Below are 23,958 nucleotides of genomic sequence, written 5' to 3' on the forward strand. Positions count from 1 at the left end.
TTGTCCGCAACCGCTCGAGAGCGTACTTGAGCTACTTAGCTGAACGAACTTCCGCTGAGACCAGCATCCATGCACAACAGCCACTACTTTGAAGCGCTTCTCACAGCTGCACACTCCGGAGCCGCAAGGCGTTGCCGATCACCGATACAGAAGAGAGGCTCATGGCTAAGGCGGCGATCATAGGAGAGAGTAGGATACCGAAGACGGGATACAACACGCCGGCCGCGATGGGCACCCCAAGCGCATTGTAGCCGAAGGCAAACATGAGGTTCTGGCGAATGTTGGCTGTCACCGCTCGGCTGAGCCGCCGCGCGCGCACAAGGCCGGTCAGATCACCCCTCACCAGAGTTACGCCCGCACTCTCAACCGCAACATCTGCGCCCGTTCCCATCGCGATTCCGATATCGGCTCGGGCAAGAGCAGGAGCATCGTTGACCCCGTCTCCGGCCATGGCGACCACTCGGCCCTGCTCCTTCAGTCGCTCGATCGCTGCATCTTTGTCGGCAGGCAGCACGTCGGCGACTACCTCGTCGATCCCGAGCCTCCGAGCGACTGCTTCAGCCGTACGGCGATTGTCGCCGGTCAGCATGATGATGCGCAGGCCCTCTCTATGAAGACCGGCGATGGCCGCCTCGGTGGTTTGCTTGACCGGATCGGCGACTGCGATGAGCCCTGCGGCTTGCCCATCTACCGCGACAAACATCACGGTCGCGCCTTCATCCCGGTGCTTGCCGGCAGAGGCCTCTAGCTCCTGGGCATTTGCGCCTTCCGCCAGCATCAGCGCGCCATTGCCGATTGCTGTCCTGCGGTTCTCGATCTTCCCGACCAGTCCCTTGCCGCTGATCGACTGGAAGTCGGTCACCGGCGATGGGAACAAGCCACGCTCCTCAGCGCCCCTGACGATTGCGTGAGCAAGCGGGTGAGCACTGGAAGCCTCTAACGAAGCCGCAATTCGCAGCAGCTCCTCCGGGGACAAGGTCGTGGAAGGCTCAACTGCCACCAGAGCTGGCTTACCTTCGGTAAGCGTGCCGGTCTTGTCGACGACCAGGGTATCAACGCTGGCAAAACGCTCCAGAGCTTCGGCATTCTTGATGAGCACGCCTGATTGCGCGCCCTTCCCGACGCCAACCATGATCGACATGGGCGTGGCCAGTCCCAGAGCGCATGGACATGCAATGATGAGGACGCTGACCGCAGCAACTAGCGCGAAGGCAAGACGGGGCTCCGGCGCGGCGAAGGACCAGATTGCGAACGCAATCACTGCAACGGCAATCACGGCTGGTACGAACCACGCTGAGACTTGATCGACCTTACGCTGAATCGGCGCCTGGCTGCGCTGCGCCTCAGCAACCATCTGCACGATGCGTGAGAGCATGGTCTCTGATCCGACCCGGTCGGCGCGCATGACGAAGCTGCCGTCGCCGTTGATTGAACCGCCAGTGACCGCAGATCCGGTCTCCTTGGCAATCGGAAGCGGCTCTCCGGTCAACATCGACTCGTCCACAGAAGACGCGCCTTCAAGTACTTCCCCGTCGACAGGGATTGCTTCGCCAGGCTTGACCCTGAGCTGGTCGCCACTCCTGACCATATCGAGCGGAACATCGCGTTCCTTACCAGCATGGATCAGGTGCGCAGTCTTAGGCGCAAGGTCGAGCAAGGCTCGGATCGCTGAGCCGGTCTGCTCACGGGCGCGTAGCTCCAGAACCTGGCCGAGCAGCACCAAGGTCACGATCACCGCCGCCGCCTCGAAGTAAAGGCCGACGCCGCCATCGTGGGTGCGGAAGGCGGGTGGGAAGAGTTGCGGGGCTACGGCTCCCACGATTGAATAGGCCCAGGCGATGCCGGTTCCAATCGCGATCAGGGTGAACATATTGAGGTGGAGGGTCTTGAGACTCTGCCAGCCGCGTACGAAGAACGGCCAGCCACCCCACAGCACAACCGGGGTTGCCATGACGAGTTCGACCCAGTCCAGCGTGCGACCGCCAATAAACTCGACTGTCGTTGGCCAGAAGTGCCGAAGCATGACGAGGACAAACAATGGCGCGGACAAGGCGGCCGACACGACGAAGCGCCGGCGCATATCGAGATACTCTTCCGACGGCCCGTTGTTTGGATCGAATGCCTTCGGCTCCAGGGCCATGCCGCAGATGGGGCAGGTGCCAGGTCCGATCTGCACGATTTCTGGGTGCATCGGGCAGGTGTACTCGACGTCGGCCGGAGCCGAGTCCGGGGTTGCTTGTGCCGGATCGAGATAAAGCTCCGGCCTGAGCTCGAAGCGCTCCCGGCACTTTGCTGAGCAGAAATAATATTTCTTGCCGCCGTGCTCAGCTTGGTGCGGGGTGGTCGCCGGATCGACCGTCATGCCGCAAACGGGATCAATGACCTTCTCTGCTGGCGCATGCTCGTGAGAGGCTTTGGATCTATGATTGTGGCCGCAGGCAGAGCCGGGTGCGTGAGAATCTTTTTGCATAGCCGACACCAGATGCACCCTGACATCATGTTAGAGTCAAGAGTGGTTTATCTGGAACGAACGACGCGCGTTGGTGGGCTCGCAATGTCGGCTTGTGGCACGGCCAGTTGTCTGCTCGAACGACCGAGATGGGCGCTAAGTTGTCGTCGTCGCTCCCCATGAACGAGCGTCTGTTATCCGCCCTCAAAACCCGAAAGCTGTCGTTCCGCTTCCCACCAATTGCGGACGTTCGGCAGAACATTCAAAAACCCAGCTGTTCTCCTTACGATCGATTGAGATCAGCAGTTGACGTCGTGGGGTGAACGGCTCCGGCGAGGTGGGCACCTTATCTCTCAGGATGGCAATGGCGCACTCGCCTTCCCATATGCTTGAGGAAGGAGAGGCGCATGGCCGGCGGTTGGACGCGCGATGGCGCGGTTCAGGATCAGATTGATGATACAGTAGCGGACGCGGTGCTGGCCGCTCGGGCAAGCATGCCCAGTGGCGAGAGTGAGCCGTTCTGTACTGTGTGCGGAGATGACATCCCCATGGGTCGCCGCCGAGCAATGCCGGGAGTCCGCACCTGCGTGACATGCCAGAACGGTCGCGATCGACCACTGGCGTCAGCGTTCAATCGACGCGGCAGCAAGGACAGTCAGCTGCGTTGACACCTTTGTCTCTGCGAGGTTTCTCGTTTTCTAGACGTTCAAGGCGATTGTGGGGAACTGCTCTCCAAAAGCAGCTCCTCACTCATCACTCAGGCGGATGGCTGCTACGGCCGCCGATACCGGTGGTCGCGAACCAGCTTTCTTGATTCAGAATTGCCATTCATCACGGCGCTGATCGAGATGGTGCTCAGCAGCCGTTACTTCGCTGCCAAGAGCGCAAGTCTATGGATCTGCGGGGGCTCGACGAAGAGTTCTTCCGCCTTCTCCATCAACGCCGCAGCAACCTTGCCATCCAGATGGGTCTGCCGATCTCCCTCGGTATCGAATGTGTCGAAGATCGCGTATTCGCCATCGCCTTCTTGGATCGCATACCAAGTCAAGGTCCCAGGTTCGGCTTCAACTAGGGGTAGCGCGGAAGTGAGAAAGGCGGCGACATCGCTTTCCTTACCGGGTTTGGCCTTCAACGGCACGTACAGCGCAAGTTTCGGCATCTTTGACTCCTCGATAGAAACGACCAACTCCCGGCCGGTTACATAACGAGCGAGCGGGTGAGAACGATGCGTCCGCAATAGCGGACCACTACTCGCTCAATTAAATAGACCCTCGGGCTTTACAGCCGAAGGTCCGGAGTTCGAGCCCCTCGGAGCGAGGCTAACCTCAATATCTGGACTTCGACTAACGCTCGAGGCGAATGCCGCCTTTCCAAGGCTCATCATCAACGAACCAGCCATCGGCTATCGATTTAGGATATGAGCCACCCAGCGTCCGCTTACCGGGTGAAGCGTCGCATCCCTTTATGACATGGATGGGCGCGAGGCAGACTTCCCGGCCCCGACGGCTGCTTGTGGCCGAGGGCAGAAGGTCGGCTTCTGGGCTGACGCGCGTGATATCGGACGTTCAGCGGCCTCCCTTAGATGCCCCTCTCCGACTCCATTGCAGAGATAGCCGCTGACTGCGAAACGGGACAGCGATGACCCTTTTTGCTTACATCGGAGCAGCTTTGGCGGAGATCGCGGGGTGTTTTGCGTTCTGGGCTTGGTTGCGGCTTGAGAAGTCTCCATGGTGGCTCCTTCCTGGCGTGGCATCTCTATGCCTCTTTGCATATCTGCTGACGCTTGTTGATGCGGAACATGCGGGCCGGACCTACGCAGCTTACGGCGGCATCTACATCCTTTCCGCGCTCGTGTGGCTCTGGCTTTTCGAGGGTGTTCAGCCCGACAGGTGGGACGTCAGCGGAACCGCCCTTGCGCTGCTCGGAGGAGCGATAATCCTCTGGGGTCCGAGGGGCACCTGACCGTCCGCTTTGCCGGAATGTCGGTACAAGCAGCAGCGATCGGACGGGTGCAAATCGGCCGACCTCCTCGATTCAAACTAGATGGCTCCGCCCTAAGCGGCTGAGCATGGCAGTCTTCAAAACTTCTAAGGTGGTGGAAGTCGGCCTAGACACTGACAATCTTAGTTTCAGCTGTGTTCGGTTCCGCAGAGCTGATGATCCGCCAACGACCTCATGATGTTGCAGCTGCTGATCTGGCCACCACGACATTCCGCAATCATGCGCTTCAACTCACTTTGTAGTTGCCGGAGCTGAGCGATCTTGCGCTCCACGGCGACCAGATGACCATTGGCAATCCGATCAGCGTCTCCGCAGTCACGGGCTGGCTCATCTGCCAGGTTGAGCAGCGACCGGATATCCGCGATGTCGAAGCCCAGCCCGCGAGAGTGACGCACGAAGCTCAGCCGCTCCACGTGTTCCGGGCCGTAGTCCCGATAGTTTCCGTCGGTCCGTAGAGGCTTTGGCAGAAGACCGATGCGCTCATAGTAGCGTATGGTCTCGATGTTGGTGCCAGTCGCTCGCGCCAGTTCTCCAATCTTCATAATTCTGCCAACCTTGACCCTGTAGCCGCTACAGGGACCATAGAAGGGTCGCTCCGATTCGGTCGAGGTGACAAATGGCCTGTAACAGCTGCGTATCCGACACTCCGAAGACCATGGTCGACCCACGCTGGCGGCAAGCCTTGTGGATCGCCCTGATCGTCAACGCGGGCATGTTCGCGATAGAGCTGTATGCCGGCTCGGCTGCCGACAGCCATGCGCTCAAGGCCGACGCGCTCGACTTCTTCAGTGATGCCGCCAACTACGCCATCTCGCTGCTGGTCGCCGGCTTGGCGCTGACGTGGCGAGCCCGCGCAGCCTTCTTTAAGGGCGCGACGCTGGTGCTGCTAGGCGGCTACATCCTCGTCAGTGCCAGCTGGGCCGCCTGGAACGGTTCGAGCCCGCAGCCGGAGACGATGGGGATTATCGGCGTCCTTGCCCTCCTCGCGAATGTCGGTGTCGCCCTGCTGCTTTTCCGCTTCCGCTCCGGGGATTCCAACATGCGCTCCGTCTGGATCTGCTCGCGCAATGACGCCATCGGCAATGTGGCCGTGATCGCGGCCGCAGCCGGCGTGTTCGGCACCGGCACCGCGTGGCCGGACCTCATCGTCGCGGGCATCATGGCGACGCTGGGCATCTGGGGCGGCCTGCAGATCATGGCTCAAGCGAGGGGCGAACTCGCCCACCGGCCTGCTCATGCGTCCTGATCGCCCATTGCTCGGGGCTCTCATGTGGGGCGGACTGGGCTTCCTGCTGGCAGGCTTGCTGCTGGCCGCATACTTCGGGTTGGCGGCTCCTGCGGCCCAGCTTGACGATCATCAATCGGACAAGCGCGCCAGAACGGGGAAGACGACATGAACGAAGTTCGGAGCGGTGGCGATCGTCAGGGCACCTCTGGTCAGACGGACAGCCCTCGGGTTTTCGTGCCGCCACCCCTGATCTTCGCGAGCTCGGTCGCAGCTGGCCTGGCCATCGACATGCACCTCCACGAATTCGGGGTGCCGCAGGTCTTCGCTATCCTGCTGCTGGTGGCCGCGCTTGGCCTGATCGGCGCGGCGCTGAACCTCTTTTGGCGGCGGCGGACCCGGCCTGAGCCGTGGCAGCCCGCGAGTGCGCTGGTGGTGACGGGCATCTACCGGTTCACCCGCAATCCGATGTATCTGGGCATGACGCTGCTGTCGCTCAGCGTGGCGATCTTCTGCCAGAGCCTCGGTGCCGTCTTCCTGTCCCTGGTAGCGGCAGCCTTGATCGACCGCTTCGTCATCTGCCGGGAAGAAGCCTATCTCCAGCGACGCTTCGGCGATGAATACCAGATCTACAAGCAGCAGGTGCGGCGATGGCTGTAGCGGTGCGTTTCCAATGCCGCCCGCGGCTGCTATGGCGCCGACCCATGCCCCGCCTGACCGCCATTGTCAGCGCCATGCTCCTTGTTCTCATGCTTTGGACGGGGACAACAGCGCATGCGGCCGAGCGGCTCGACTGCATCACCGTAGGGGCGGAAACGACCGGGCACTACGATGGCGACCCCGACCAGACCCCGGCCAGCTCGGACAAGGGTGTCGCCCATCATCATACCTCTTGTGGCGGCCACCAGCTCGCCGCGCCAACGGATATCCCAGCGGCTGCGCTGGCTCCGGTCCGGCGCACAAACCTGTTCGGTGACCCCGCTGCCGGAGTGCCGGGCCGCGAGCCCGAGAGCCAGCTAAGGCCTCCGATCGCCTGACACTGACTCAAGCCCGGCGCTCCGGGCTCGATTGCAGTTGTCAGGAGTATTCCACCATGAAGTTTGTTGCAGCCGCGACCCTGGTCGCGGCGGCGGGAGGGGCGTTCTCGTCCGCTTCCGCTCAGGTTGGCAATCCCGCCAGCCCGACCGTCGGCCGCCCGGTGTCCACCGCGCCGGCGGGCCCACCATCACCTGTGGTGCCGCCAACAGTGTCACCGCGCACTGGTCCGCTTCCAGGCAGCCTCAGCCTGGCTCAGGCGCTGGAAGAGGCGAATTCCCGCTCGCCGGCGATCGTTGCCGCTCAGGCCGAGCTGGCGGCAGCCGCGGCCCGAACCCGTCAGGCCGGCGTCCGAAGCAATCCCGAGCTCAGCTTCGAGGTCGAGAACTTCGCGGGGACCGGGGAGCTACGGGGTCTTCGCTCGACCGAAGCGACCCTGGCGGTCAACCAGCGGCTGGACCTTGGCGGGCGCCGCTCCGCCCGGGTCAGTGCGGCTCAAGCCGAGCTGGCCGTTCAGCAGCTGCGCCTGGCGATCGCCCGGGCCGACCTGTCGCAGCAGGTGCGGGAGCAGTTCGCCCGAGCCCTGACTGCCCGCGAGCGGCTCGCCCAGGCGACCGAGAATGTAGAGCGGGCTCGGCGGTTCGCCCGCGTGGCGCAGATCCTGGTGGATGCGGGCCGCGATCCGCCACTTCGAGCGCTGCGGGCCCGGTCGGCTCTCGCTCAGGCCGAAGCTGAACGGGAAGTCGCCGAAGCCGATGAGCTGGCCGCCCGCTCCTCGCTCGCCGCCCTGTTCGGTGTGCGTGAACCTGTCGCCGAGGTCAGCGGACAGCTGCTCGACCTTACGCCGCAGCTGATCAACGCGGAAGCCAGCCTCGAAGTGCGCCTTGCCGATGCGGAGCGCGCCGCTGCCGAAGCTGTTCTCCGGCAGCAACTCGCAGAACGGCGCCTAGACCCGGCAGTCGGGGTGGGTGTGCGCCACGTCCGCGAGACCGGCGACTTCGGGCTGGTGGCGGGTGTGTCGATGCCTCTCCAGGTGTTCGATCGCAATCGCGGCAACATCGATGCAGCGCGGGCCGGGATCGCCGCAGCCGAGGCTCGCCGGGCCACGGCGATCGCAGCCACGACCGCCCGCGCCAGGAACGCCATCGCCAATGTGCAGGCCGCGCAACGGCGCGTGGATGCACTCGAGTCCACAGCCGTTCCGGAAGCAACGGAAGCGTTGCGCCTCACCGAGCGCTCTTATGCTGAAGGGCGGGCGACCCTGCTTGAGCTCCTCGACGCCCAGAACGCCTACACCGCCACACGCACCGCGCTCACCGATGCCCGGCTCGCCCTCGCGCTGGCGACGGCCGAACTCGGCCGCATCGCTGCTCGATAGGAACAAAACACATGCCGACCCTTCGCGATCTTAAGATCATCAACCTGACCGATAGGAACCGCCTGCTTGCCGGCATTGCCGCCACAGCCCTGGTTGCTGGAGTGGGAGGAGTGCTGATCGGGCGCTCGATGAGCGACCCCGCTCCAGTTGTTGAAGCCAGTGCCGAACCCGCCGAGGAGACAGAAGAGGAGCATGGGCCTGAGGGCTTCGTCCCGCTGACGCCCGAGCGCCTCGCGGCCAGCGGTATCGCTCTCGAGCGGGTCGAGCCCGGCTGGGTGCAGAGCGAAGTCATTGCGCAGGCCACGGTCGCCGCTCCGCCTGAAGGTCAGGCGCTCCTGACCGCGCGGGCCGATGGTGCGGTGGTCCGGATCAACAAGCGTCTTGGTGACCCGGTCGGGGCCGGCGAAACGGTGGCGCTGCTGGAGAGCCGGGAGGCTGCTGCCTTTGTGGCGGAGCGGAACGCGGCAGCGGCCCGGGCCCATGCTGCGCGAGCCGCTGCGGCCCGCGAGCAGCGCCTGTTCGATGCCAAGATCACGGCAAGGCAGGACCTGGAGGCAGCCGTTGCCGCCCGGCGCACGGCGGAGGCCGAACTGCAGCGGGCCGAAGCCGCCGTCAGTGCAGCCGGGGTGACCGGCGGCGGGCGCTACCTGGCCGTTCGCAGTCCGATCGGCGGGCGGATCACCGAGGTCGATACCCAGCTCGGCGCCTACGTTTCAGCCGGAGCCGAGTTGTTCAACGTGGCCGACCCCCGCCGACTCCAGATCGACGCCTCCGTTCCGGTGAGCGATGCCCAGCGCATTCAGCCCGGCGACCGGGCCCAGGTAGAGCTGCCCACCGGCGGGGTGGTCGAAGCGCGGGTCCGGTCCGTGACCCCGGCCCTTGATGCTGAAAGCCGCACCGCCACCGTCGTGCTTCAACTCAGCGGTGCCCCAGGTGGGCTGACCCAGGGTCAAGGCGTTCGGGTTCGCATTGTCCCGCGTGAAAGCCAGCAGCGCGGCATCATCCTGCCCGAGGAAGCTGTCCAGCAGATCGAAGGTCGCGACATGGTGTTCGTCACGGTGAAGGGCGGCGTTCAGTCGGTTCCGGTGACGCTTGGCACTCGCAGCGGAGGAAGGGTCGAGATCGTCGACGGGCTCGAAGCCGGTCAAACGGTCGTCACCCGCAACGCCTTCGCCCTGAAGTCGCAGCTCGGTGCCGAAGCGGACGATCACTGATCCGAACCTACGCCGCTCAGCTGACCCTCGCACAGGCCGACGCACGACGTCGCAGGAAACAATCATGATTGAACGCCTTCTTCGGACCTCCATACGCTTCCGCTGGGCAGTGGTGCTGCTGACGGCACTGGTTGCCGCCTTTGGCGTCAGCCAGTTGCTCAAAGTGCCCATCGATGCGGTTCCCGACATCACCAACAAGCAGGTGCAGATCAACACGGTCGCCCCAGCTCTCGGCCCGCTCGATATGGAGCGGCTGGTCACCTTTCCGGTCGAGACCGCCATGGCCGGCATTCCGGGACTCGAGAGCACCCGGTCCATCTCCCGCAACGGCTTTTCCCAGGTCACCGCGATCTTCGAGGACGGCACGGATCTCTATTTCGCCCGGCAGCAGGTTGCGGAGCGCCTCACCGCCGCCTCCGAAAGCCTGCCGGAGGGCGTCGAACCCCGGATGGGACCGGTCACGACCGGGCTCGGCGAGGTCTTCATGTATGTGGTCGAGTATGCGCCCGCAGGAACCCGCGATGTGCCTCGGATCGCGGGCCGGCCCGGACCGCAGCCGGACGGGAGTTACCTGACGCCCGAGGGTGAGCGGCTCACCGATGAGACCGCGAAGCTCGCCTATCTTCGCACCGTCCAGGACTGGATCCTGCGACCCCAGCTGACATCCGTCGAGGGCATCGCCGGGGTGGATTCCATCGGCGGCTACGAGAAGCAGTATGTGGTTCAGCCGGATCCATCGCGAATGGCGACGCTGGGGGTCTCCTTCACGGACCTTGCCGAGGCGCTCGAACGGGCGAACGTGTCCGTCGGCGCGAACTTCTACGAGCGGGGCGGGGAAGCTTTCCTGGTCCGCGCCGATGGGCGCATCCGCACGCTCGACGAGATCGCGCGCGCAACTGTGACAACGCGCGGCGGAGTGCCCATTGCTGTCCGTGACATCGCTGACGTCCGTATTGGCGGCGACCTTCGCACGGGCGCTGCAACCGAGGACGGGGAGGAGATCGTCGTCGGCACCGCCCTCATGCGGGCCGGTGGCAACAGCAGGACCGTCGCCGCCGCCGTGGGCGAACGCCTCGAAGAACTGACGCGTTCGCTGCCGCCGGGCATCGTGGTGCACCCGGTGCTGGATCGCTCCAAGCTCGTCGATGCGACGATCAGCACGGTGGAAGAGAATCTGCTCATCGGCGCCTTGTTGGTCATCGCCATTCTGTTCTGGCTGCTCGGCAACATCCGCGCGGCGATCATCGCCACGCTCGTCATCCCGCTGTCCTTCCTGCTGATGGCAATCGGGATGAACGCCACCGGCACGTCCGGAAACCTCATGAGCCTCGGGGCCCTCGACTTCGGACTGATCGTCGACGGATCGATCATCATCATCGAGAACGCGTTGCGCCGCCTGGCCCAGCGGCAGCATGCAGAGGGACGACTCCTCTCCGTGGCGGAGCGCCTGGAGGAGGTCTTCCAGGCGTCGCGCGAGATGATCCGGCCAACGATCTACGGTCAGGCCATCATCTTCCTCGTCTTCGCGCCGCTGCTGACCTTCACCGGAGTGGAGGGCAAGATGTTCTCGCCCATGGCCACCACGGTCATGCTGGCGCTGGCGGGTGCCTTCATCCTGTCCCTGACCTTCGTGCCGGCGATGGTGGCCATCCTTGTCCGGGGCAAGGTGGATGAAAAAGAGGTGCGGGCGATCACCTGGACCAAGCAGCGCTACGCGCCGGTGCTCGACCGTGCCCTGGCGCGGCCCTGGCCGGTGATCGGTGCCGGGGTCGGCATCTTCGCGGCGGCGGCCCTGCTGTTCACTCAGCTGGGCCGCGAATTCGTCCCGCAGCTCGACGAGGGTGACATCGCAATCCTCTCCGCTCGGGTTCCATCCACCTCATTGGACCAGTCGCTCGAGTTCCAGCGCCGCATCGAGCGGGCCGTCGCCAGCCTACCGGAGGTCGAGCACATGTTCGCCAAGACCGGCACGGCCGAGGCCGCCCTCGACCCAATGCCTCAGAACATCTCGGACTCCTTCATCATCCTGAAGCCCAAGGATCAGTGGCCGGCTGGCGTGAACAGCAAGGAGGACGTGATCGAGCGGGTCGAAGACAAGCTGAAGCCGCTTGTCGGCAACGCCTACGAGATGAGCCAGCCCATCGAGCTTCGCTTCAACGAGCTGATCGCCGGGGTCCGCAGCGACGTCGCGGTCAAGATCTACGGGGACGACCTCGAGGCCCTGGGACGCCTCGGGCAACAGGTCGCCGGCGTCCTGCGCACCGTGCCGGGGGCCGCCGACGTAAAGGTCGAGCAGACGGAGGGCTTCCCCACCCTTGACGTCCAGTTCGACCGTGACGCGATCGCCCGCTACGGCCTGACGCTCCAGGAGGTCTCGGACACGGTAGCGGCTGCCCTTGGCGGGCGGGAAGCCGGCATCGTCTTCGAGGGTGACCGTCGCTTTGACGTTGTCGTCCGGATGCCGAACACGGCCCGCAACGATCTGGAGGCGATCGGCGCGCTCCCGGTCGTTGTGGAGAATGGCGGCAGCGGCTTCACCGTGCCGCTGCGGCAGCTTGCCCGCTTCAGCCTGTCCGATGGTCTGAACCAAGTCAGCCGGGAGAACGGCAAGCGACGGGTCATCGTGCAGGCCAACGTGCGGGGCACCGACCTCGGCTCCTTCGTGGCCGAGGCGCGGGCCAAGATCGCTGATCAGGTCCAGCTTCCTGCGGGATCGTTCGTCGAGTGGGGAGGCCAGTATGAGAATCTGCAGGCCGCCTCACGCCGCCTGACACTCGTGGTGCCAGCGGTATTCGTGCTCATCTTCCTGCTCCTCTACTTGGCGCTAGGCAAGGTGAGGCCCGCGCTGGCCATCTACTCGGCTATTCCGCTGGCGCTCGCAGGCGGCGTGTTCGCACTGGCGCTTGCAGGCCTGCCTTTCTCGATCTCGGCGGCCGTCGGCTTCATTGCTTTGTCCGGCATCGCCGTCCTGAACGGACTGGTGCTGATGAGCTCGGTCGTGGACATGCAAGCGGCTGGGAGGCCGCTCGAAGCGGCAATCCGAGAGAGCGCCCTTACCCGGCTTCGCCCCGTGCTGATGACGGCACTCGTCGCGTCGTTCGGCTTCGTCCCGATGGCGCTTGCGACCGGTCAGGGCGCTGAGGTCCAGAAGCCCCTCGCCACCGTGGTGATCGGCGGCCTGATCACGTCCACTGTGCTGACGCTGCTGGTGCTGCCCGCCATCACCAAGCTGCTTCTGAAAGCTAGTCCGGGGCGTTCCCCGGAGAAGGAAGCCGGTTCCGTAGCGATGGTGCCGGCTGAATGACCCCGCGACAAAAAGGGAGAAGAGCATGCTGCAAGACAGTTTGAGCGAGCGAGCCAACTGGAACCGGCGGTCATGAGCGAGAGCAACCTCGACCTTGGCAGCGCCGACAAGCGCAAGACGCTGTGGATTGTCCTGGCACTCAACGTTGCGATCGCCGTGGGCTTCTTCGCCACCGGTGTCTTCGCTAGCTCGAGCGCGCTGATCGCAAACGGTCTGGACAATTCATCCGACGCGCTGGTTTATGCCCTGAGCCTTCTGGCGCTCACTCGAGGGCCAGTGTGGAAGCGGGGCGCGGCGCGAGTATCCGGCATTCTGCTTTTGATCTTCGCGGTCGGCGTTCTTGTGGACGCCGGAAGAAGGTATGTCGCCGGCTCGGACCCCATTGGCACGACCATGATGATCATGGCGGTGATCGCCGCAGGGGTGAACCTCTGGTGCTTGATCCTGCTGAAGCGGGTTCGGCAGCCTGACGTGAACATGCGCGCCGCCACCACCTTCAGCTTCAATGATTTCATCTCGAACGGCGGCATCCTGGTCGGAGGAGGTCTTGTGCTCTGGTTAGGGCAGAACTGGCCCGACCTGGTCGTGGCAGTGGGCATCGCAATCATCGCATTCAAAGGCGGCATCGAGATCCTCCACGATGCGCACCATGAGGCGAAGCACTAGGAGAGTTCTTGTGCCTGGTCACCGCCCTCATGAATTGAGCTCGTCGTGAATCTTGCGGTGGTCGCCAGTGCGCCACTGGGAACGTGGCCCCTCACTGAAGACTTCACGGCGCCGTCGCTCGTCGCCGTTTTCTGCGCCGGTTTCACTCTCGCCCAAGTCGCCAAGCAGCTCGCCGCCTTGCCGGATGTCAGCAGAGTGAATGACCTTCACGTCTCATCAATGAGCACTACGGATACAGCGATGACAGCAGACCCAGTGACGCCGACGGGACATCGAGCCGACTCCTTCCGTGCCGATTTGGCAATTGATCTGCAGCACCGCCTCGGCATCGAGCACACAACCCTGCAGAATGAATTCGAGCCGGATGGTCGGTGCGCCCTGACGCGAGAGGGTGTTGTGTGAGCGAGGGAACGATCAAGCGATCACCCACCGGCGGCCGCGTCGGCCCGCCAACTTGTGGCGTCCGTGGCTCGATGTCTGACTTCGTGCGCCGCCATCTTGCCGAGCATGGCGGCAGCTGCACCCGGCAGGAGCTTCTAGCCGCGATGCAGGGGGTCCAGTGTGTTCGAGAGAAGTTGGAAGCGAGTCGCGGCTTCAAGGCTCTCCTTCGGAACATGTATTACGGTGGCGACCTACTGCTGGACGGCGACCTCATCCGTGCCACGCCGAGGGCGCTGCGCCGGTTCGCCCGGGACTACCCAGTCACAGGGTTTTGAGCGTCTGCTTGGGGGCGCGAAGCATCCGTACCGTTATGACCGGATTGGGCGCATATCGGCCGCTACTGCGGGTGGGACCGGCATTCGAGATTTCGACCCCACCCGCAGAGCCTACCGATTGACCCAGTCGCGCCAGCTAGCTTCGGCGGCGGCGAGCCCAGCGTCGCCGGCTAGGTCGCGGTGAATGCCGAGCCAGCCAAAGCACGTCGCCCGCTTCATCAGCACCAGCCCATGGACGTGCACCGAGCTGTCGCTGCCGCTAAGGAAGGGCGCATGTAAGACGGCCAGTACCGGGACGCCGACCCGCTCCACATAGTGCTCCCACAGCCAGGCGCGGGCCTGCTGCCAAGGACCATGCAGGTTCGTAGCATTTGGGAATTGCAGGGTGACCTGTGCGAAGGCCGCAGTCTCGTCCGCCGGGAGCTTCGACATGTAGCTCTCAGCCATGAACAGCGGATCGGCATAGTCCTGCGGCACGTCGCCGCGCAGCAGCACCTCCACCGCTGCGGCCTTGTCCTCGTCGCTTCCCTTGCTCCCCGGCTGACACTTGGTCTCGAAGTGGGGAACGATGCTCTCGCGAGAACCTTCACCCTTCGACCAGTAGAACCTAGTCGTGGAGACCGGATCATCCGGCTGGTTGTGGTAGAAGGCTTTGAGCGGCCGCGTGGCCAAAGCCGCGACAGAGGCGGTGTCCAGCGCCGAGGTCTTCTTCTTGCCGGGCATCAGAACCACCCCTGCACGGCGATCGAGAGATACTCTGCGCCCGCCTTCAAGCCGCGATAGGCGTCGATCTCATCCTCGAACGGTGCTTCGGGCGAAAGCTCGAGGCCAAGTCCATCGAGACGGAGGAAGGTGCGCTCACCGCCGGTTGGCACCAGCCAGGCGCTGCCGAGCGGCTGCCGGATCCAAAGGCGATAGCCCATGAACGGCCGCTCGACATGACGTAGCAGGACGTCAAAGGTCGCGTGCTTAGCCTCCTCGGCGGCCCGGACGATGATCGCGTCGCGATCCACTGCGCGGGCGATGTTGCCAACTTCGCGGGTGACGAGAGGACGCCGGCAGCGCGTTCCGGCGAGGACGATGTCTGCTCCGGGCACCACCATCGAGTGCAGCAGAGCAGGATGCCAGTACTGAGGATCCTGGTCGATGAAGCCATCGAGGATGGTCCCGATGGCCAGCATCAAGCGGCGGATCTGCACTGGTGGCTCGGGGATGGGGTCCAGCTCGATGCCAAGGTCCGGGACGGGTGCGGTCTTCATGTGTTCAGTCTCTCTTAGGCGTTGGTGACGTCGATCGAACTTCCGGAATTTCATCTCTTCCGGTTCAATCACTCTCCCCTTCACCCTCATCGGAGCTGCCTCCGCGCGGATCTCCCTTCCCTTCACCGCCTTCCGCTGGCGGCGGTGCTTCCGCGATGATCCGCTGGATGACCTCGCTGTCCGCATCGGGCCGGGCACGAGGAACGGGGAGACATTCTTCGATCTGCGCGTCGTTCGGAATCAGGCTGGAAGGGGACTCCCAGAACCATCCAATGACGTGCCAGTAGACCCGTTCTGCCGGCCAGGTGGCGACCTCATGCCGCGTCGGAACGTAGCAGCCGTCCCTTATCAGCCCCTGGTGATCCAGCAGCTCCGCCAGGATCTGCTGCTTGGTGAAACCGAAGCGATACTCGTCGTCGCGGGGCTGCAACTCGTCCATTTTCATTCTCCTTGGTGTGACCACCAAGGCGCCCCTCCCCTCCCTCGTTGCGCTCCGGCGCGCGTCCATGCTCTATGGCGGCATGGACGAGGGGCGTGGCGTAGAGCGGTTTATCGAGGCGTGGCGGGAAACCGGCGGGTCCGAGCTCTACCAGGCCCCGGTCGCCGGCACCCTCGATCTTGGTGAGGCCGCCGTGGCGCTGCCCGACAACGTCATCCCTTGGCCCGGCACCCTTCCCGAGCAGGTTCGCGCGGTCCAGGCGCTCCTCGCCTCCTCATCGGCGCCCCTCGCGCCGCAGGACGTCGCCCGAACCTTCAAGGGCAAGCGCGCTGCCACCGTTCGCCCGGTCCTGGATGCCCTCGCCAGCGTCGGCATGGCCCGCCGTCTTGGCAACGGCCGCTACGCCGCCTGACGAAGATGGGCGAGCGCAATGGCCCTTGGTCGGACCTTGAGAACGACGCGATCGTCGCCGACTACATGGCCATGCTCGCGGACGACCTCGCCGGCCGGCAGTATAGCAAGGCCGAGCATAATCGGCAGCTGCAGGAGCTGATCCGGCGCGGACGGGGCTCCATCGAATATAAGCACCAGAACATCAGCGCCGTCCTGAAGGGCCTCGGTGAGACCTGGATCGAGGGCTACAAGCCGGCCTTCAACTATCAGGCCAGCGTGGAAGACGCGGTCGCGCGGTGGTTGCAGCAGCGTCCTGGCTGGTACGCCAGCAAGGGCGCGGACGACCGGCTCTCAATGGCCGCGGAGCCGCCAGGAGCCCTCTGGATCATGCCCGCGCCCACTCTGAGCAATGCTCCACCTCCCGACGAAGCCGAGCAGATGGCCAGGGTGGCCCGGCGCTTCGATGTCGCGGAACGAGATCAGCGCAATCGCGCGCTCGGTAGGGCAGGCGAAGAGCGGGCGTTCCATCATGAGCGAGGCCAGCTGGTCGCCGCTGACCGTCAGGACCTCGCTCGCAAGGTCAGGTGGGTGAGCGAGGAGGATGGCGACGGGCTCGGCTACGACATCCTCAGCTTCGAGCCGGACGGCCGCGAGCGTCTGATCGAGGTCAAGACTACCAACGGCTGGGAACGGACGCCCTTTCACCTCTCCCGCAACGAATGCGCCGTGGCAGAAGAGCGTCGAGACGACTGGCACCTGCTGCGACTATGGAACTTCGCCCGGGAGCCGCAGGCCTTTGCCATCAGGCCTCCCCTTGAACGACACCTAAGCCTTACGCCCACCAGCTACCTGGCCTCGTTCTAGGTCAGGAAGGGTGAGCCGCCCTCCCGGCCTTCCTGAACACGATGAGCGCAACACGCGGCCTACAATCGTGGCTACCCCCATCAGCTAGATGGATGTGACTTGCTCCAAGCCTTATCCCCGTGGCTCTCTCGACCCGGGAACCCCCGCGGAGTTGCACTACCGAGTGCATTGACAAAGCCGTTCCCAGATATGCTAACGATGTCTGGCGCGTGTACTGTGCATGCGTACAACGGACGGTGTCTCAGCCCGGCCGCTGCTCTCAGAGCGAGTTGATCAGTTGCCTCGGTGACGCCTCCCGTAGGGGTCACCATGCCAGCCAAGGTCTGGCCGAGAACGGCGAGATTCCGTGAACGCGATGGTGGTCTAACCCGCCCATGGGCACAAAGGACGGGTCCAAGTGAATAAGGGGCAATCCCGCAGAAAGACCCCCCGTACCGCCATCACCAGCTTCGCCGAGGCGTTCTCCAGCCGCTTCGGGATGCAGTTAATCTGAAAAGCTATCCAGAGGTCGACCGGCAGCCAGTCGTAGCATGCGCACGCGCAAGCCTCGGAGCCAGTATCCGAAGCAACGACGGTTGCTGCTCCAGCATGTGACTGCCGGGGGGTTGCTGCTGCAGATTGCGGTCGTCGGCTGCAGGTCGGCCTGCTGCCGATCGTCACGACCCTTCTGACGCCCTTGTCCATATTCGTGGCCTACGAGGTCCGGACTTCTAGCGCACAGACTCTGATCGACCTACCGTCTCGATTGAGGCCAGCCTGAGCGTCGGCAGGTGGCCGACACTGCCAGTCCGTAATTGCGATGTTGACCGGTCTTTGCCGACCTTCGGCATCTCCCACCCTGGGCGCTGCCTGGCAGGAAGGACACCAAGCTGCGTCGACGGCTTAAGCAGCGTTCGCGTTCGCCCTCGAGGGCTTGCGATTGCGCTGTGGCACAGGCGCATGTCCTGAAGTTAGGCCACGTTCCGCACCTGCAGGATCATCGCGGCCGCCAACACGGTCGCAAGCGCCAGCCCACCGAGCAGCAAGCTTATTGCCCTCTCGGACGCGACCTGAAGTGCGAACAAGGTCAGCATCGGCGTCGCGATCCCCGGCAGGGTGTTGGTGAGATTCATGACCCCCAGCCACCGGCCCCGCGCCGGATGATTGGTCAGCATCTGGGCGACAAGGGCGTTGTCGAGAGAAAGGAAGGTCACCAAGCCGCTGCTGAAGAGGGCGTAGCCCATGACCACGCCTGGCCACGCGGGCTGCATCGCGAGCACCAGCAGTCCGCTTGCAGCGGCGATCCCGCTGACGGCGATCGGCCAGCGGCGGCGCTGAAGTCGGTCGGAGAGGCGCCCCATGCCGAAGGCACAGGCCGCGCCGGATAATCCGCCAACGATGCTCAGCCACGACAGCGCCGCTTCGCTCGAAGGCACGCCCGCGTCGTCCGGCAGCTGGCGTAGGTAGACGTAAAGATAGAAGAGCATCAGCGCCGCTCCGCACTGGACAAGGAAGCGGGCAGCCCACACCCGCCGGAAGTCGGCGAGCGACAACAAGCCGGACGGCTTGTCGATCTCCTCCACGGCAGGGGACCTCACAACCGCCTCCACCGGCCACCACAGCAGCAATGGCAGAACGCAGACGAGCACCGCCAGCGCAACCGCGGTGAAGGCCCCCGTCCCGTCCTCGGGAAAGAGCCAGGCCAGCGGCGCTCCGACCGCGATCGAAAGCGGCAGCGCCAGATTCAGCCAGGCCGACGTGCGCGCCTTCTCCCGATCGTCGACATGGTCCGATAGCAGCGCTCCGAGCGGCGCGAACATGGCATTGAGCGCGACCTGGAAGAGCAGGACCGCTGCTGCCAGCGCCATCATTGTGTCCGCAGCAGCCAGCGAACAATAAGCGACCACCAGCAGGCCCGTCCCAACCGCGATGGGGAACCGCCGCTGCCCATGTCGCGCCATCCAGCGGTCGCTCGCATGGCCGGCTGCGACATGCGCCACGCTCGCTGTCATCGCGCCCAAGATCAGCAGCAGGCTGAGGAAGGTCGTGGTTTCCCCCTCCGCCAGCCGCTCCACCCGCCGCGGCAGGAGAAGCAGGAGCAGGGGCATGAACGCGAGATGGGCGCCGAGAAAGGCGAGCGCGTAGAGGAAACGAAAGGCGCGGCCGCCGCTCATCCGCTCAGGCAGCTCACTCGGGCGCTGGTCCCGTCGTTTCCCTCACCATCAGCCCGAATGGCGTCGGATAGCAGCCCTCGCCGCCGTCTCCCCGGCTTTGTGCAATCAGCCGGTCGCAGGCGGTCGCGATCATCTCGGCGGTCGGTTGGCGGATGGCGGTCATCGGCGGCACGCTGAACCGCACCCCCGGCGTATCTTCGAAACTGACCATCGACAATCGCCTGGGAATCGCCACGCCTTCGCGGTCGGCGACATGGAGCACGGCGAAGGCGATCTGGTCGTTGTCGGCGATGATCGCGGTCGGCGGTGCGGGCGCGCGGAGCCACTCGGCGACCACCTCCGCCGCGCGGTCGAACTGGAAGTCGCCGGTTCCGACCAGCAGTGCCTCGCCCAGCCCGGCCTGCGCCATCGTGGTCCGGAAACCCTCGACCCGGAGCCGCGAATTGCCATAGCTGGGATCGCCGGCGAGATAGGCGACCCGCCGGTGACCGAGCCCGAGCAAGTGCCGCGTCGCCTCGGCCGAAGCGCCGGCCTCATCCATGAACACGTCGACACACCTGCCACCCTCGCGCCGGCCGATCCGTGCGCACGGAATCCCGCGCTGTGCGAGCAGCGCGGCGAGCTCGTCATTGTCGCTGTGCGGCGGCGTGAGGATAACCCCGTCCGGACGAAGCCCGGCCACCGCCGCCGACAATTGCCGGCGGCTGAGGTCCGGGGCGGTGTCGACCAGCTCGAACAACAAGTGATAACCGTGCCGCTGGCACTCGGTCATGCCGCCGAACAGCATCTGGTCGACCCAGTCGTTGCCTCGCCCCGCCTGCCAATTCTCGACCGTCCGCGCACGATCGTTGATTGCTAGGATCAGGAACGAGCGCCCGCCGCCCATCCGCCGAGCGCTGAGATTGGCGACATAGCCGAGCTGCTCGACAGCCGCCTCGATCCGCTCGCGGACGGCGGGCTTCACGTTGGGAGAGCGGTTGATGACCCGCGACACGGTCTGCCGCGACACGCCGGCCGCCCGCGCGACATCCTCGATCGTGACGTTGCGCCGGACCAGCTCCGCATTGCTCCCCATGCACTGACCATGCCCCAGATCGACCCCGATGTGAACGCTCACTTTTTTTCTTGTGAACGCTCACAAAGAGGCATAGCCATATTGCCGCAGGAGTTCGGCATTGCCGATCTGGAGGGAAACAGGGATGAACAACATTCGGCTTGGCCTGGCGGCCAGCACCGCCATCATTGCGCTTTCAATGTCGGGAGTTGCCCAGGCGCAGACCGCCCCGGCACCGGCCCCGGCCCCTTCCGCCGAGGAGCGGCCCGCCGACGAACCGACCGCGACCGAACCGGCTCCGGACGAAGACAGCACCATCGTCGTTACGGCCGACCGCCGAGAACAGAGCCTCCAGGATTATGCCGGCACCGCCGCCGTCTTCTCGGGCGACAAGCTCAAGGCCCGGGGGATCCAGGACATTACGGACATGAACGATGTCCTGCCTGGCCTGACCGTGGCCAACAATGGCGGCAACATCGAAGTCTGGATCCGCGGTGTCGGCTCGTCCAACAACACCGAGCTCGGTGATCCGGCCGCGGCGACCCACTTCGATGGCGTCTACATTCCGCGTCCTGCCGGCATTGGCTCGGCCTTCTTCGACATTGCCCGGGTCGAGGTGAACGTCGGCCCGCAGGGCACGCTGCGCGGCCGCAATGCCACCGCCGGCTCGGTCAACATCATCAGCTGGAAGCCCGGTCTTGGCGTGTGGGATGCCGAGGTCGAGGGCGAATATGGCAATTACAACCAGACCGTCGTGCGCGGCATGCTCAACGTGCCGCTCGGCGACACCATGGCCATCCGCCTCTCCGGCATGGCCCTGAAGCACGACAGCTATTACAAGAATGTCGGCCCGCTGTCCGACATTGGCGCGGCCGAAGCCGAGGACAATGTCGCCGGCCGTGTCCAGTTCCTGTGGGAGCCGACCGACAAGCTCCGCTTCCTCGTCGCCGGCGACTACATGCACGAGACCGGCTCGGGCTGGACCGGCACCAACTATGCCAATCCGCTCGGTGAGGGCGTTGATCCCGACGACGTTCCCGATCCCCGCCGGGTCATCGCCCGCGGCTTCACCCCCGACCTCGACATCAAGCATCGCGGCATCCGCTTTGAGGCCGGCTACGAACTCGGCTTCGCCCAGCTCGACTATGTCGGCAGCTACCGCCACGTCACGTCGGACTATATGGCGGCGACCCCGATCGGGCCCGACTATCCCGGCGTCTACGCCAACCTCAGCCGGCGGGCCAATCTCGGCACGGCGGATCCGACCGACTTCGTCGATCCGAACATCGTGTTCGGCGAGGTGCTCGACAATTACTCGCGCTTCCAGTCGCTGACCGATTCCAAGTCGCACTATCACGAGCTTCGTCTGCACAACGACAAGGGGCCGCTGATCTGGAGCGTCGGCGCCAACTTCTTCAAGGAAGACCAGTACGCCTTCCTCGCCTCGGCTTCGGACCGCGGGCGCTTCTTCTCGGGCGCCGAGTTCAACATGCCCGACGTCGACGCCAAGAGCTACGGCCTGTTCGCCGATGCCACTTACTCGGTGACGCCATCCGCCCGCATCACCGCCGGCATCCGCCGCACCGACGACCGCAAGAGCCGTGAGGGTGTCGCCGCCCGCTACGGCTTCGCACTCGGCGGCGCCGGCTTCGCCTGCTGCGGCGGCGCCCGGGTCGGGACCGAGGGCTTCCTGTTCGCCGGCAAGGACCGGACGATCTTCAATCCGGACACCGACAGCAACGGCGCCGTCTCCGACGCCGAGGCGATCGCCTTCTACTTTAACGGCGTGAAGCGCTTCGGCGCCCGCGACAACATCGACGACATCTTCGTCAACGGTCCCTATGGCGGCGGCGACCCCAATCGCCAGCCGTGCGTCGACACCACCGTCGGAGACGACTTCTTCTGCGATCCGAGCGGCTTCACCTATGCCGTTCCGTTCGGCGGCCAGATCTTCCGCCAGAGCGGCAAGATGCGCCAGAAGTTCACCGATTGGCGTCTGCGCGGTGAGTATGACTTCACCAAGGACAACCTGCTCTACGCACTCGTGACCACCGGTCACAAGTCGGGCGGCTTTAACGACAATCTCGGCGACCTTGGCGTCGCTCCGACCTACCGTCCAGAGAAGGTGACCCTGTACGAGCTCGGCTCGAAGAACGTCTTCTACCTCGGCGGCGTGCGCACCAAGCTCAATGCGAGCGTCTTCTACAACGACTACAAGGATCAGGTGCTGACCTCGCTCCTGTCGGTGCAGCAGGCACTCGACCTCGCCAACGTTCCGGGCGCAGTGCTTCCGCCGAACAGCGCCGGCGCTCTGGTCGTCAGCTACAGCTACAATGCGGCGGACAGCCATATTTCGGGCTTCAACGTCGAGGGCGGGTTCGATCTGCCGGCCAACATCAACCTCGATTACAATCTGCTCTATCTGGACGCGCAGGTGGACAAGGCCGACCCGATCCAGGACTTCCGCTACCAGGCCGACGTCGCTCCGGCCGACGCGGTGTTCCGCTCGATCGACGACAAGCGCCTGCCGCGCACGCCCAAGTGGCAGCTGAACACCTCCTTCAGCCAGAGCTTCAACCTGCCTTCGGGCAAGCTCGATTATGTCCTCTCTGCCGGCTACCGCTCGGCCCAGTACATGACGATCTTCAACGGCGAGGACTTCACGCCGGCGACCGTCGAGAAGCGGCTGGACGACCGAGTGGACGGCTACTGGACCTTCGACATCGGCGCCGGATACAGCCACGGCACCGATGGCAAGCTCCGCATCGAGGGCTACGTCAACAATGTCACCGATGCCGTCCACGAAGCGGCGATCATCATCACTCAGTTCGACAACACCCGCTTCTTCACTCGTCCCCGCACTTACGGCGCCAGGGTCCGGTTGAAGTTCTAGCGCTTACCGGGGCGGCCACGCTTGTCGCGTGGCCGCCTTTCATTCGACTGGAGACGAGCCGACATGTTCCTGCTTGCCGCCGCCGCCAGCCTGGTTGCCCAGCCGGCCACTGCCGCACCCGCCCGCGATCCGCACCGCAATCCCGCCGGCATGACCCTCGTCTTTGCCGACGAGTTCGACGGCTCGGGCCTGCCGGACCCGGCCAAATGGGACTATGCGACCGAGGGAAATGCCACCGGTTGGGGCAATCAGGAAAAGCAGCATTATACCGCCCGCAGGCCGGAAAATGCGCGGGTCGAGAACGGCCGCTTGATCATCGAGGCGCGCGCCGAAGCGCTCCCGGAGGCGGCCGGCAAGGCCTACAGCTCCGCCCGGCTCGTCACCCGCGGCCGCGCCGCTTGGACCTACGGTTTTTACGAGATCAAGGCCAAGCTGCCGTGCGGACGCGGGACCTGGCCGGCCATCTGGATGCTGCCCGAGGACGGCTCGGTGAAATGGCCGAAGGGCGGCGAGATCGACATCATGGAGCATGTCGGTTTCGAGCCCGGCAAGGTTCACCACTCGGTCCACACCGGCGCTTTCAACTTCGCCAACGGCACCCAGAAGACGATGGGCCAAGCGGTCCCGACCGCCTGCACCGCCTTCCACCGCTACCAGTTGCTGTGGACCCCCGACTTCCTTGTCATGGGCGTCGACGACGATGCCCGCTTTATGTTCCGCAAGGTCACCGGCGGGCGCGACCGCTGGCCGTTCGACAAGCCGATGCACCTGCTCCTCAACATCGCCGTCGGCGGTACCTGGGGCGGGCAGCAGGGGATCGATCCCGCAAGCTTGCCGGCGCGGATGGAGATCGACCACGTCCGCGTCTACCAGCGCGCCCCCGCCGCCGCGGCCCGTCCAGCCAAGGAATAGACC

General features: G+C 64.7%; 22 protein-coding genes. 14 read left to right on the forward strand and 8 right to left on the reverse strand.

All coding sequences use genetic code 11. The annotated features are described in order from the left end of the window. Positions 1 to 100: 100 nt before the first annotated feature. On the reverse strand, positions 101 to 2,470 hold the full coding sequence (locus JOY29_RS04020) for a heavy metal translocating P-type ATPase (protein WP_118857942.1): 2,370 nt from the start codon (positions 2,468 to 2,470) through the stop codon (positions 101 to 103). Positions 2,471 to 2,856: 386 nt separating this feature from the next. Between JOY29_RS04020 and JOY29_RS04025 the strand changes: the two genes are divergently transcribed. After that, positions 2,857 to 3,117 carry a DksA/TraR family C4-type zinc finger protein gene (locus JOY29_RS04025; protein ID WP_168068274.1) on the forward strand — a complete coding sequence of 87 codons (261 nt, stop codon included), beginning with the start codon at positions 2,857 to 2,859 and terminating at the stop codon, positions 3,115 to 3,117. A 197-nt stretch (positions 3,118 to 3,314) separates the two neighbouring features. Here the strand turns inward: JOY29_RS04025 and JOY29_RS04030 are convergent, their stop codons facing one another. After that, positions 3,315 to 3,608, reverse strand: a complete 294-nt coding sequence (locus JOY29_RS04030) for an antibiotic biosynthesis monooxygenase (protein WP_300974904.1) — start codon at positions 3,606 to 3,608, stop codon at positions 3,315 to 3,317. Positions 3,609 to 4,087: 479 nt separating this feature from the next. Between JOY29_RS04030 and JOY29_RS04035 the strand changes: the two genes are divergently transcribed. After that, positions 4,088 to 4,411, forward strand: coding sequence for a YnfA family protein (locus JOY29_RS04035; RefSeq protein ID WP_300974905.1), 324 nt, complete (start codon positions 4,088 to 4,090; stop codon positions 4,409 to 4,411). 167 nt (positions 4,412 to 4,578) lie between these two features. Here the strand turns inward: JOY29_RS04035 and JOY29_RS04040 are convergent, their stop codons facing one another. Further along, a complete protein-coding gene (locus JOY29_RS04040; protein ID WP_300974906.1) occupies positions 4,579 to 4,992 on the reverse strand; it encodes a helix-turn-helix domain-containing protein in 414 nt (137 codons plus the stop codon). 74 nt (positions 4,993 to 5,066) lie between these two features. On the opposite strand from JOY29_RS04040, the gene JOY29_RS04045 reads away from it, so the two are divergent. The 8 genes from JOY29_RS04045 to JOY29_RS04080 all read left to right on the forward strand — a co-directional run bounded on the left by JOY29_RS04045 (position 5,067) and on the right by JOY29_RS04080 (position 13,674). Further along, positions 5,067 to 5,696 carry a cation transporter gene (locus tag JOY29_RS04045; protein ID WP_300974907.1) on the forward strand — a complete coding sequence of 210 codons (630 nt, stop codon included), beginning with the start codon at positions 5,067 to 5,069 and terminating at the stop codon, positions 5,694 to 5,696. A gap of 147 nt (positions 5,697 to 5,843) precedes the next feature. Beyond that, entirely contained in the window at positions 5,844 to 6,335 is a 492-nt protein-coding gene (locus JOY29_RS04050) for an isoprenylcysteine carboxylmethyltransferase family protein (RefSeq protein ID WP_300974908.1), read from the forward strand. A 44-nt stretch (positions 6,336 to 6,379) separates the two neighbouring features. Then, positions 6,380 to 6,712, forward strand: a complete 333-nt coding sequence (locus tag JOY29_RS04055; protein WP_300974909.1) for a hypothetical protein — start codon at positions 6,380 to 6,382, stop codon at positions 6,710 to 6,712. A gap of 56 nt (positions 6,713 to 6,768) precedes the next feature. Further along, positions 6,769 to 8,088: a TolC family protein gene (locus tag JOY29_RS04060; protein ID WP_300974910.1), complete on the forward strand. Its 1,320-nt coding sequence runs from the start codon at positions 6,769 to 6,771 to the stop codon at positions 8,086 to 8,088. 11 nt (positions 8,089 to 8,099) lie between these two features. Then, entirely contained in the window at positions 8,100 to 9,302 is a 1,203-nt protein-coding gene (locus JOY29_RS04065; protein ID WP_300974911.1) for an efflux RND transporter periplasmic adaptor subunit, read from the forward strand. A 64-nt stretch (positions 9,303 to 9,366) separates the two neighbouring features. After that, the gene (locus tag JOY29_RS04070) at positions 9,367 to 12,606 is read left to right on the forward strand and encodes a CusA/CzcA family heavy metal efflux RND transporter (protein ID WP_300974912.1); all 3,240 of its coding nucleotides are present in this window, start codon (positions 9,367 to 9,369) and stop codon (positions 12,604 to 12,606) included. Between the two features lie 72 nt (positions 12,607 to 12,678). Next, the gene (locus JOY29_RS04075) at positions 12,679 to 13,272 is read left to right on the forward strand and encodes a cation transporter (protein ID WP_300974913.1); all 594 of its coding nucleotides are present in this window, start codon (positions 12,679 to 12,681) and stop codon (positions 13,270 to 13,272) included. A 45-nt stretch (positions 13,273 to 13,317) separates the two neighbouring features. Then, on the forward strand, positions 13,318 to 13,674 hold the full coding sequence (locus tag JOY29_RS04080) for a hypothetical protein (RefSeq protein WP_300974914.1): 357 nt from the start codon (positions 13,318 to 13,320) through the stop codon (positions 13,672 to 13,674). A 425-nt stretch (positions 13,675 to 14,099) separates the two neighbouring features. On the opposite strand, the gene JOY29_RS04085 is transcribed toward JOY29_RS04080, so the two are convergent. The 3 genes from JOY29_RS04085 to JOY29_RS04095 all read right to left on the reverse strand — a co-directional run bounded on the left by JOY29_RS04085 (position 14,100) and on the right by JOY29_RS04095 (position 15,686). Then, positions 14,100 to 14,711, reverse strand: a complete 612-nt coding sequence (locus JOY29_RS04085) for a hypothetical protein (RefSeq protein ID WP_300974915.1) — start codon at positions 14,709 to 14,711, stop codon at positions 14,100 to 14,102. Next, on the reverse strand, positions 14,711 to 15,247 hold the full coding sequence (locus JOY29_RS04090) for a hypothetical protein (RefSeq protein WP_300974916.1): 537 nt from the start codon (positions 15,245 to 15,247) through the stop codon (positions 14,711 to 14,713). The genes JOY29_RS04085 and JOY29_RS04090 overlap by 1 nt, the downstream gene beginning before the upstream one ends. A gap of 64 nt (positions 15,248 to 15,311) precedes the next feature. After that, a complete protein-coding gene (locus JOY29_RS04095; RefSeq protein WP_300974917.1) occupies positions 15,312 to 15,686 on the reverse strand; it encodes a hypothetical protein in 375 nt (124 codons plus the stop codon). A gap of 16 nt (positions 15,687 to 15,702) precedes the next feature. On the opposite strand from JOY29_RS04095, the gene JOY29_RS04100 reads away from it, so the two are divergent. Then, on the forward strand, positions 15,703 to 16,098 hold the full coding sequence (locus JOY29_RS04100; RefSeq protein WP_300974918.1) for a hypothetical protein: 396 nt from the start codon (positions 15,703 to 15,705) through the stop codon (positions 16,096 to 16,098). A 5-nt stretch (positions 16,099 to 16,103) separates the two neighbouring features. Further along, complete coding sequence (locus JOY29_RS04105; protein ID WP_300974919.1) at positions 16,104 to 16,943, forward strand: DUF3883 domain-containing protein; 840 nt, start codon at positions 16,104 to 16,106, stop codon at positions 16,941 to 16,943. 950 nt (positions 16,944 to 17,893) lie between these two features. Here the strand turns inward: JOY29_RS04105 and JOY29_RS04110 are convergent. Together JOY29_RS04110 and JOY29_RS04115 are read right to left on the reverse strand one after the other, a co-directional pair. Next, a complete protein-coding gene (locus JOY29_RS04110; RefSeq protein WP_300974920.1) occupies positions 17,894 to 19,096 on the reverse strand; it encodes an MFS transporter in 1,203 nt (400 codons plus the stop codon). A gap of 13 nt (positions 19,097 to 19,109) precedes the next feature. Further along, positions 19,110 to 20,213 carry a LacI family DNA-binding transcriptional regulator gene (locus JOY29_RS04115; protein WP_300974921.1) on the reverse strand — a complete coding sequence of 368 codons (1,104 nt, stop codon included), beginning with the start codon at positions 20,211 to 20,213 and terminating at the stop codon, positions 19,110 to 19,112. Positions 20,214 to 20,295: 82 nt separating this feature from the next. Here JOY29_RS04115 and JOY29_RS04120 point away from each other — a divergent pair, with 82 nt between their 5' ends. Continuing rightward, complete coding sequence (locus JOY29_RS04120) at positions 20,296 to 23,043, forward strand: TonB-dependent receptor (RefSeq protein WP_300974922.1); 2,748 nt, start codon at positions 20,296 to 20,298, stop codon at positions 23,041 to 23,043. Positions 23,044 to 23,106: 63 nt separating this feature from the next. Further along, entirely contained in the window at positions 23,107 to 23,955 is an 849-nt protein-coding gene (locus JOY29_RS04125) for a glycoside hydrolase family 16 protein (RefSeq protein ID WP_300974923.1), read from the forward strand. Positions 23,956 to 23,958: the final 3 nt, after the last annotated feature.

It is taken from the genome of Sphingomonas sp. LHG3406-1 (assembly GCF_029637485.1).
Classification (GTDB): Bacteria; Pseudomonadota; Alphaproteobacteria; order Sphingomonadales; family Sphingomonadaceae; genus Sphingomicrobium.

What these genes read in the sequence shown, in the direction of transcription:
- JOY29_RS04110 (WP_300974920.1), bottom strand. Translation starts at nt 19,096, where the DNA reads ATGAGCGGCGGCCGCGCCTTTCGTTTCCTCTACGCGCTCGCCTTTCTC.
- JOY29_RS04055 (WP_300974909.1), top strand. Translation starts at nt 6,380, where the DNA reads ATGCCCCGCCTGACCGCCATTGTCAGCGCCATGCTCCTTGTTCTCATG.
- JOY29_RS04090 (WP_300974916.1), bottom strand. Translation starts at nt 15,247, where the DNA reads ATGAAGACCGCACCCGTCCCGGACCTTGGCATCGAGCTGGACCCCATC.
- JOY29_RS04065 (WP_300974911.1), top strand. Translation starts at nt 8,100, where the DNA reads ATGCCGACCCTTCGCGATCTTAAGATCATCAACCTGACCGATAGGAAC.
- JOY29_RS04070 (WP_300974912.1), top strand. Translation starts at nt 9,367, where the DNA reads ATGATTGAACGCCTTCTTCGGACCTCCATACGCTTCCGCTGGGCAGTG.
- JOY29_RS04095 (WP_300974917.1), bottom strand. Translation starts at nt 15,686, where the DNA reads ATGGACGAGTTGCAGCCCCGCGACGACGAGTATCGCTTCGGTTTCACC.
- JOY29_RS04120 (WP_300974922.1), top strand. Translation starts at nt 20,296, where the DNA reads ATGAACAACATTCGGCTTGGCCTGGCGGCCAGCACCGCCATCATTGCG.
- JOY29_RS04085 (WP_300974915.1), bottom strand. Translation starts at nt 14,711, where the DNA reads ATGCCCGGCAAGAAGAAGACCTCGGCGCTGGACACCGCCTCTGTCGCG.
- JOY29_RS04030 (WP_300974904.1), bottom strand. Translation starts at nt 3,608, where the DNA reads ATGCCGAAACTTGCGCTGTACGTGCCGTTGAAGGCCAAACCCGGTAAG.
- JOY29_RS04075 (WP_300974913.1), top strand. Translation starts at nt 12,679, where the DNA reads ATGAGCGAGAGCAACCTCGACCTTGGCAGCGCCGACAAGCGCAAGACG.
- JOY29_RS04045 (WP_300974907.1), top strand. Translation starts at nt 5,067, where the DNA reads ATGGCCTGTAACAGCTGCGTATCCGACACTCCGAAGACCATGGTCGAC.
- JOY29_RS04020 (WP_118857942.1), bottom strand. Translation starts at nt 2,470, where the DNA reads ATGCAAAAAGATTCTCACGCACCCGGCTCTGCCTGCGGCCACAATCAT.
- JOY29_RS04050 (WP_300974908.1), top strand. Translation starts at nt 5,844, where the DNA reads ATGAACGAAGTTCGGAGCGGTGGCGATCGTCAGGGCACCTCTGGTCAG.
- JOY29_RS04060 (WP_300974910.1), top strand. Translation starts at nt 6,769, where the DNA reads ATGAAGTTTGTTGCAGCCGCGACCCTGGTCGCGGCGGCGGGAGGGGCG.
- JOY29_RS04125 (WP_300974923.1), top strand. Translation starts at nt 23,107, where the DNA reads ATGTTCCTGCTTGCCGCCGCCGCCAGCCTGGTTGCCCAGCCGGCCACT.
- JOY29_RS04035 (WP_300974905.1), top strand. Translation starts at nt 4,088, where the DNA reads ATGACCCTTTTTGCTTACATCGGAGCAGCTTTGGCGGAGATCGCGGGG.
- JOY29_RS04025 (WP_168068274.1), top strand. Translation starts at nt 2,857, where the DNA reads ATGGCCGGCGGTTGGACGCGCGATGGCGCGGTTCAGGATCAGATTGAT.
- JOY29_RS04105 (WP_300974919.1), top strand. Translation starts at nt 16,104, where the DNA reads ATGGGCGAGCGCAATGGCCCTTGGTCGGACCTTGAGAACGACGCGATC.
- JOY29_RS04040 (WP_300974906.1), bottom strand. Translation starts at nt 4,992, where the DNA reads ATGAAGATTGGAGAACTGGCGCGAGCGACTGGCACCAACATCGAGACC.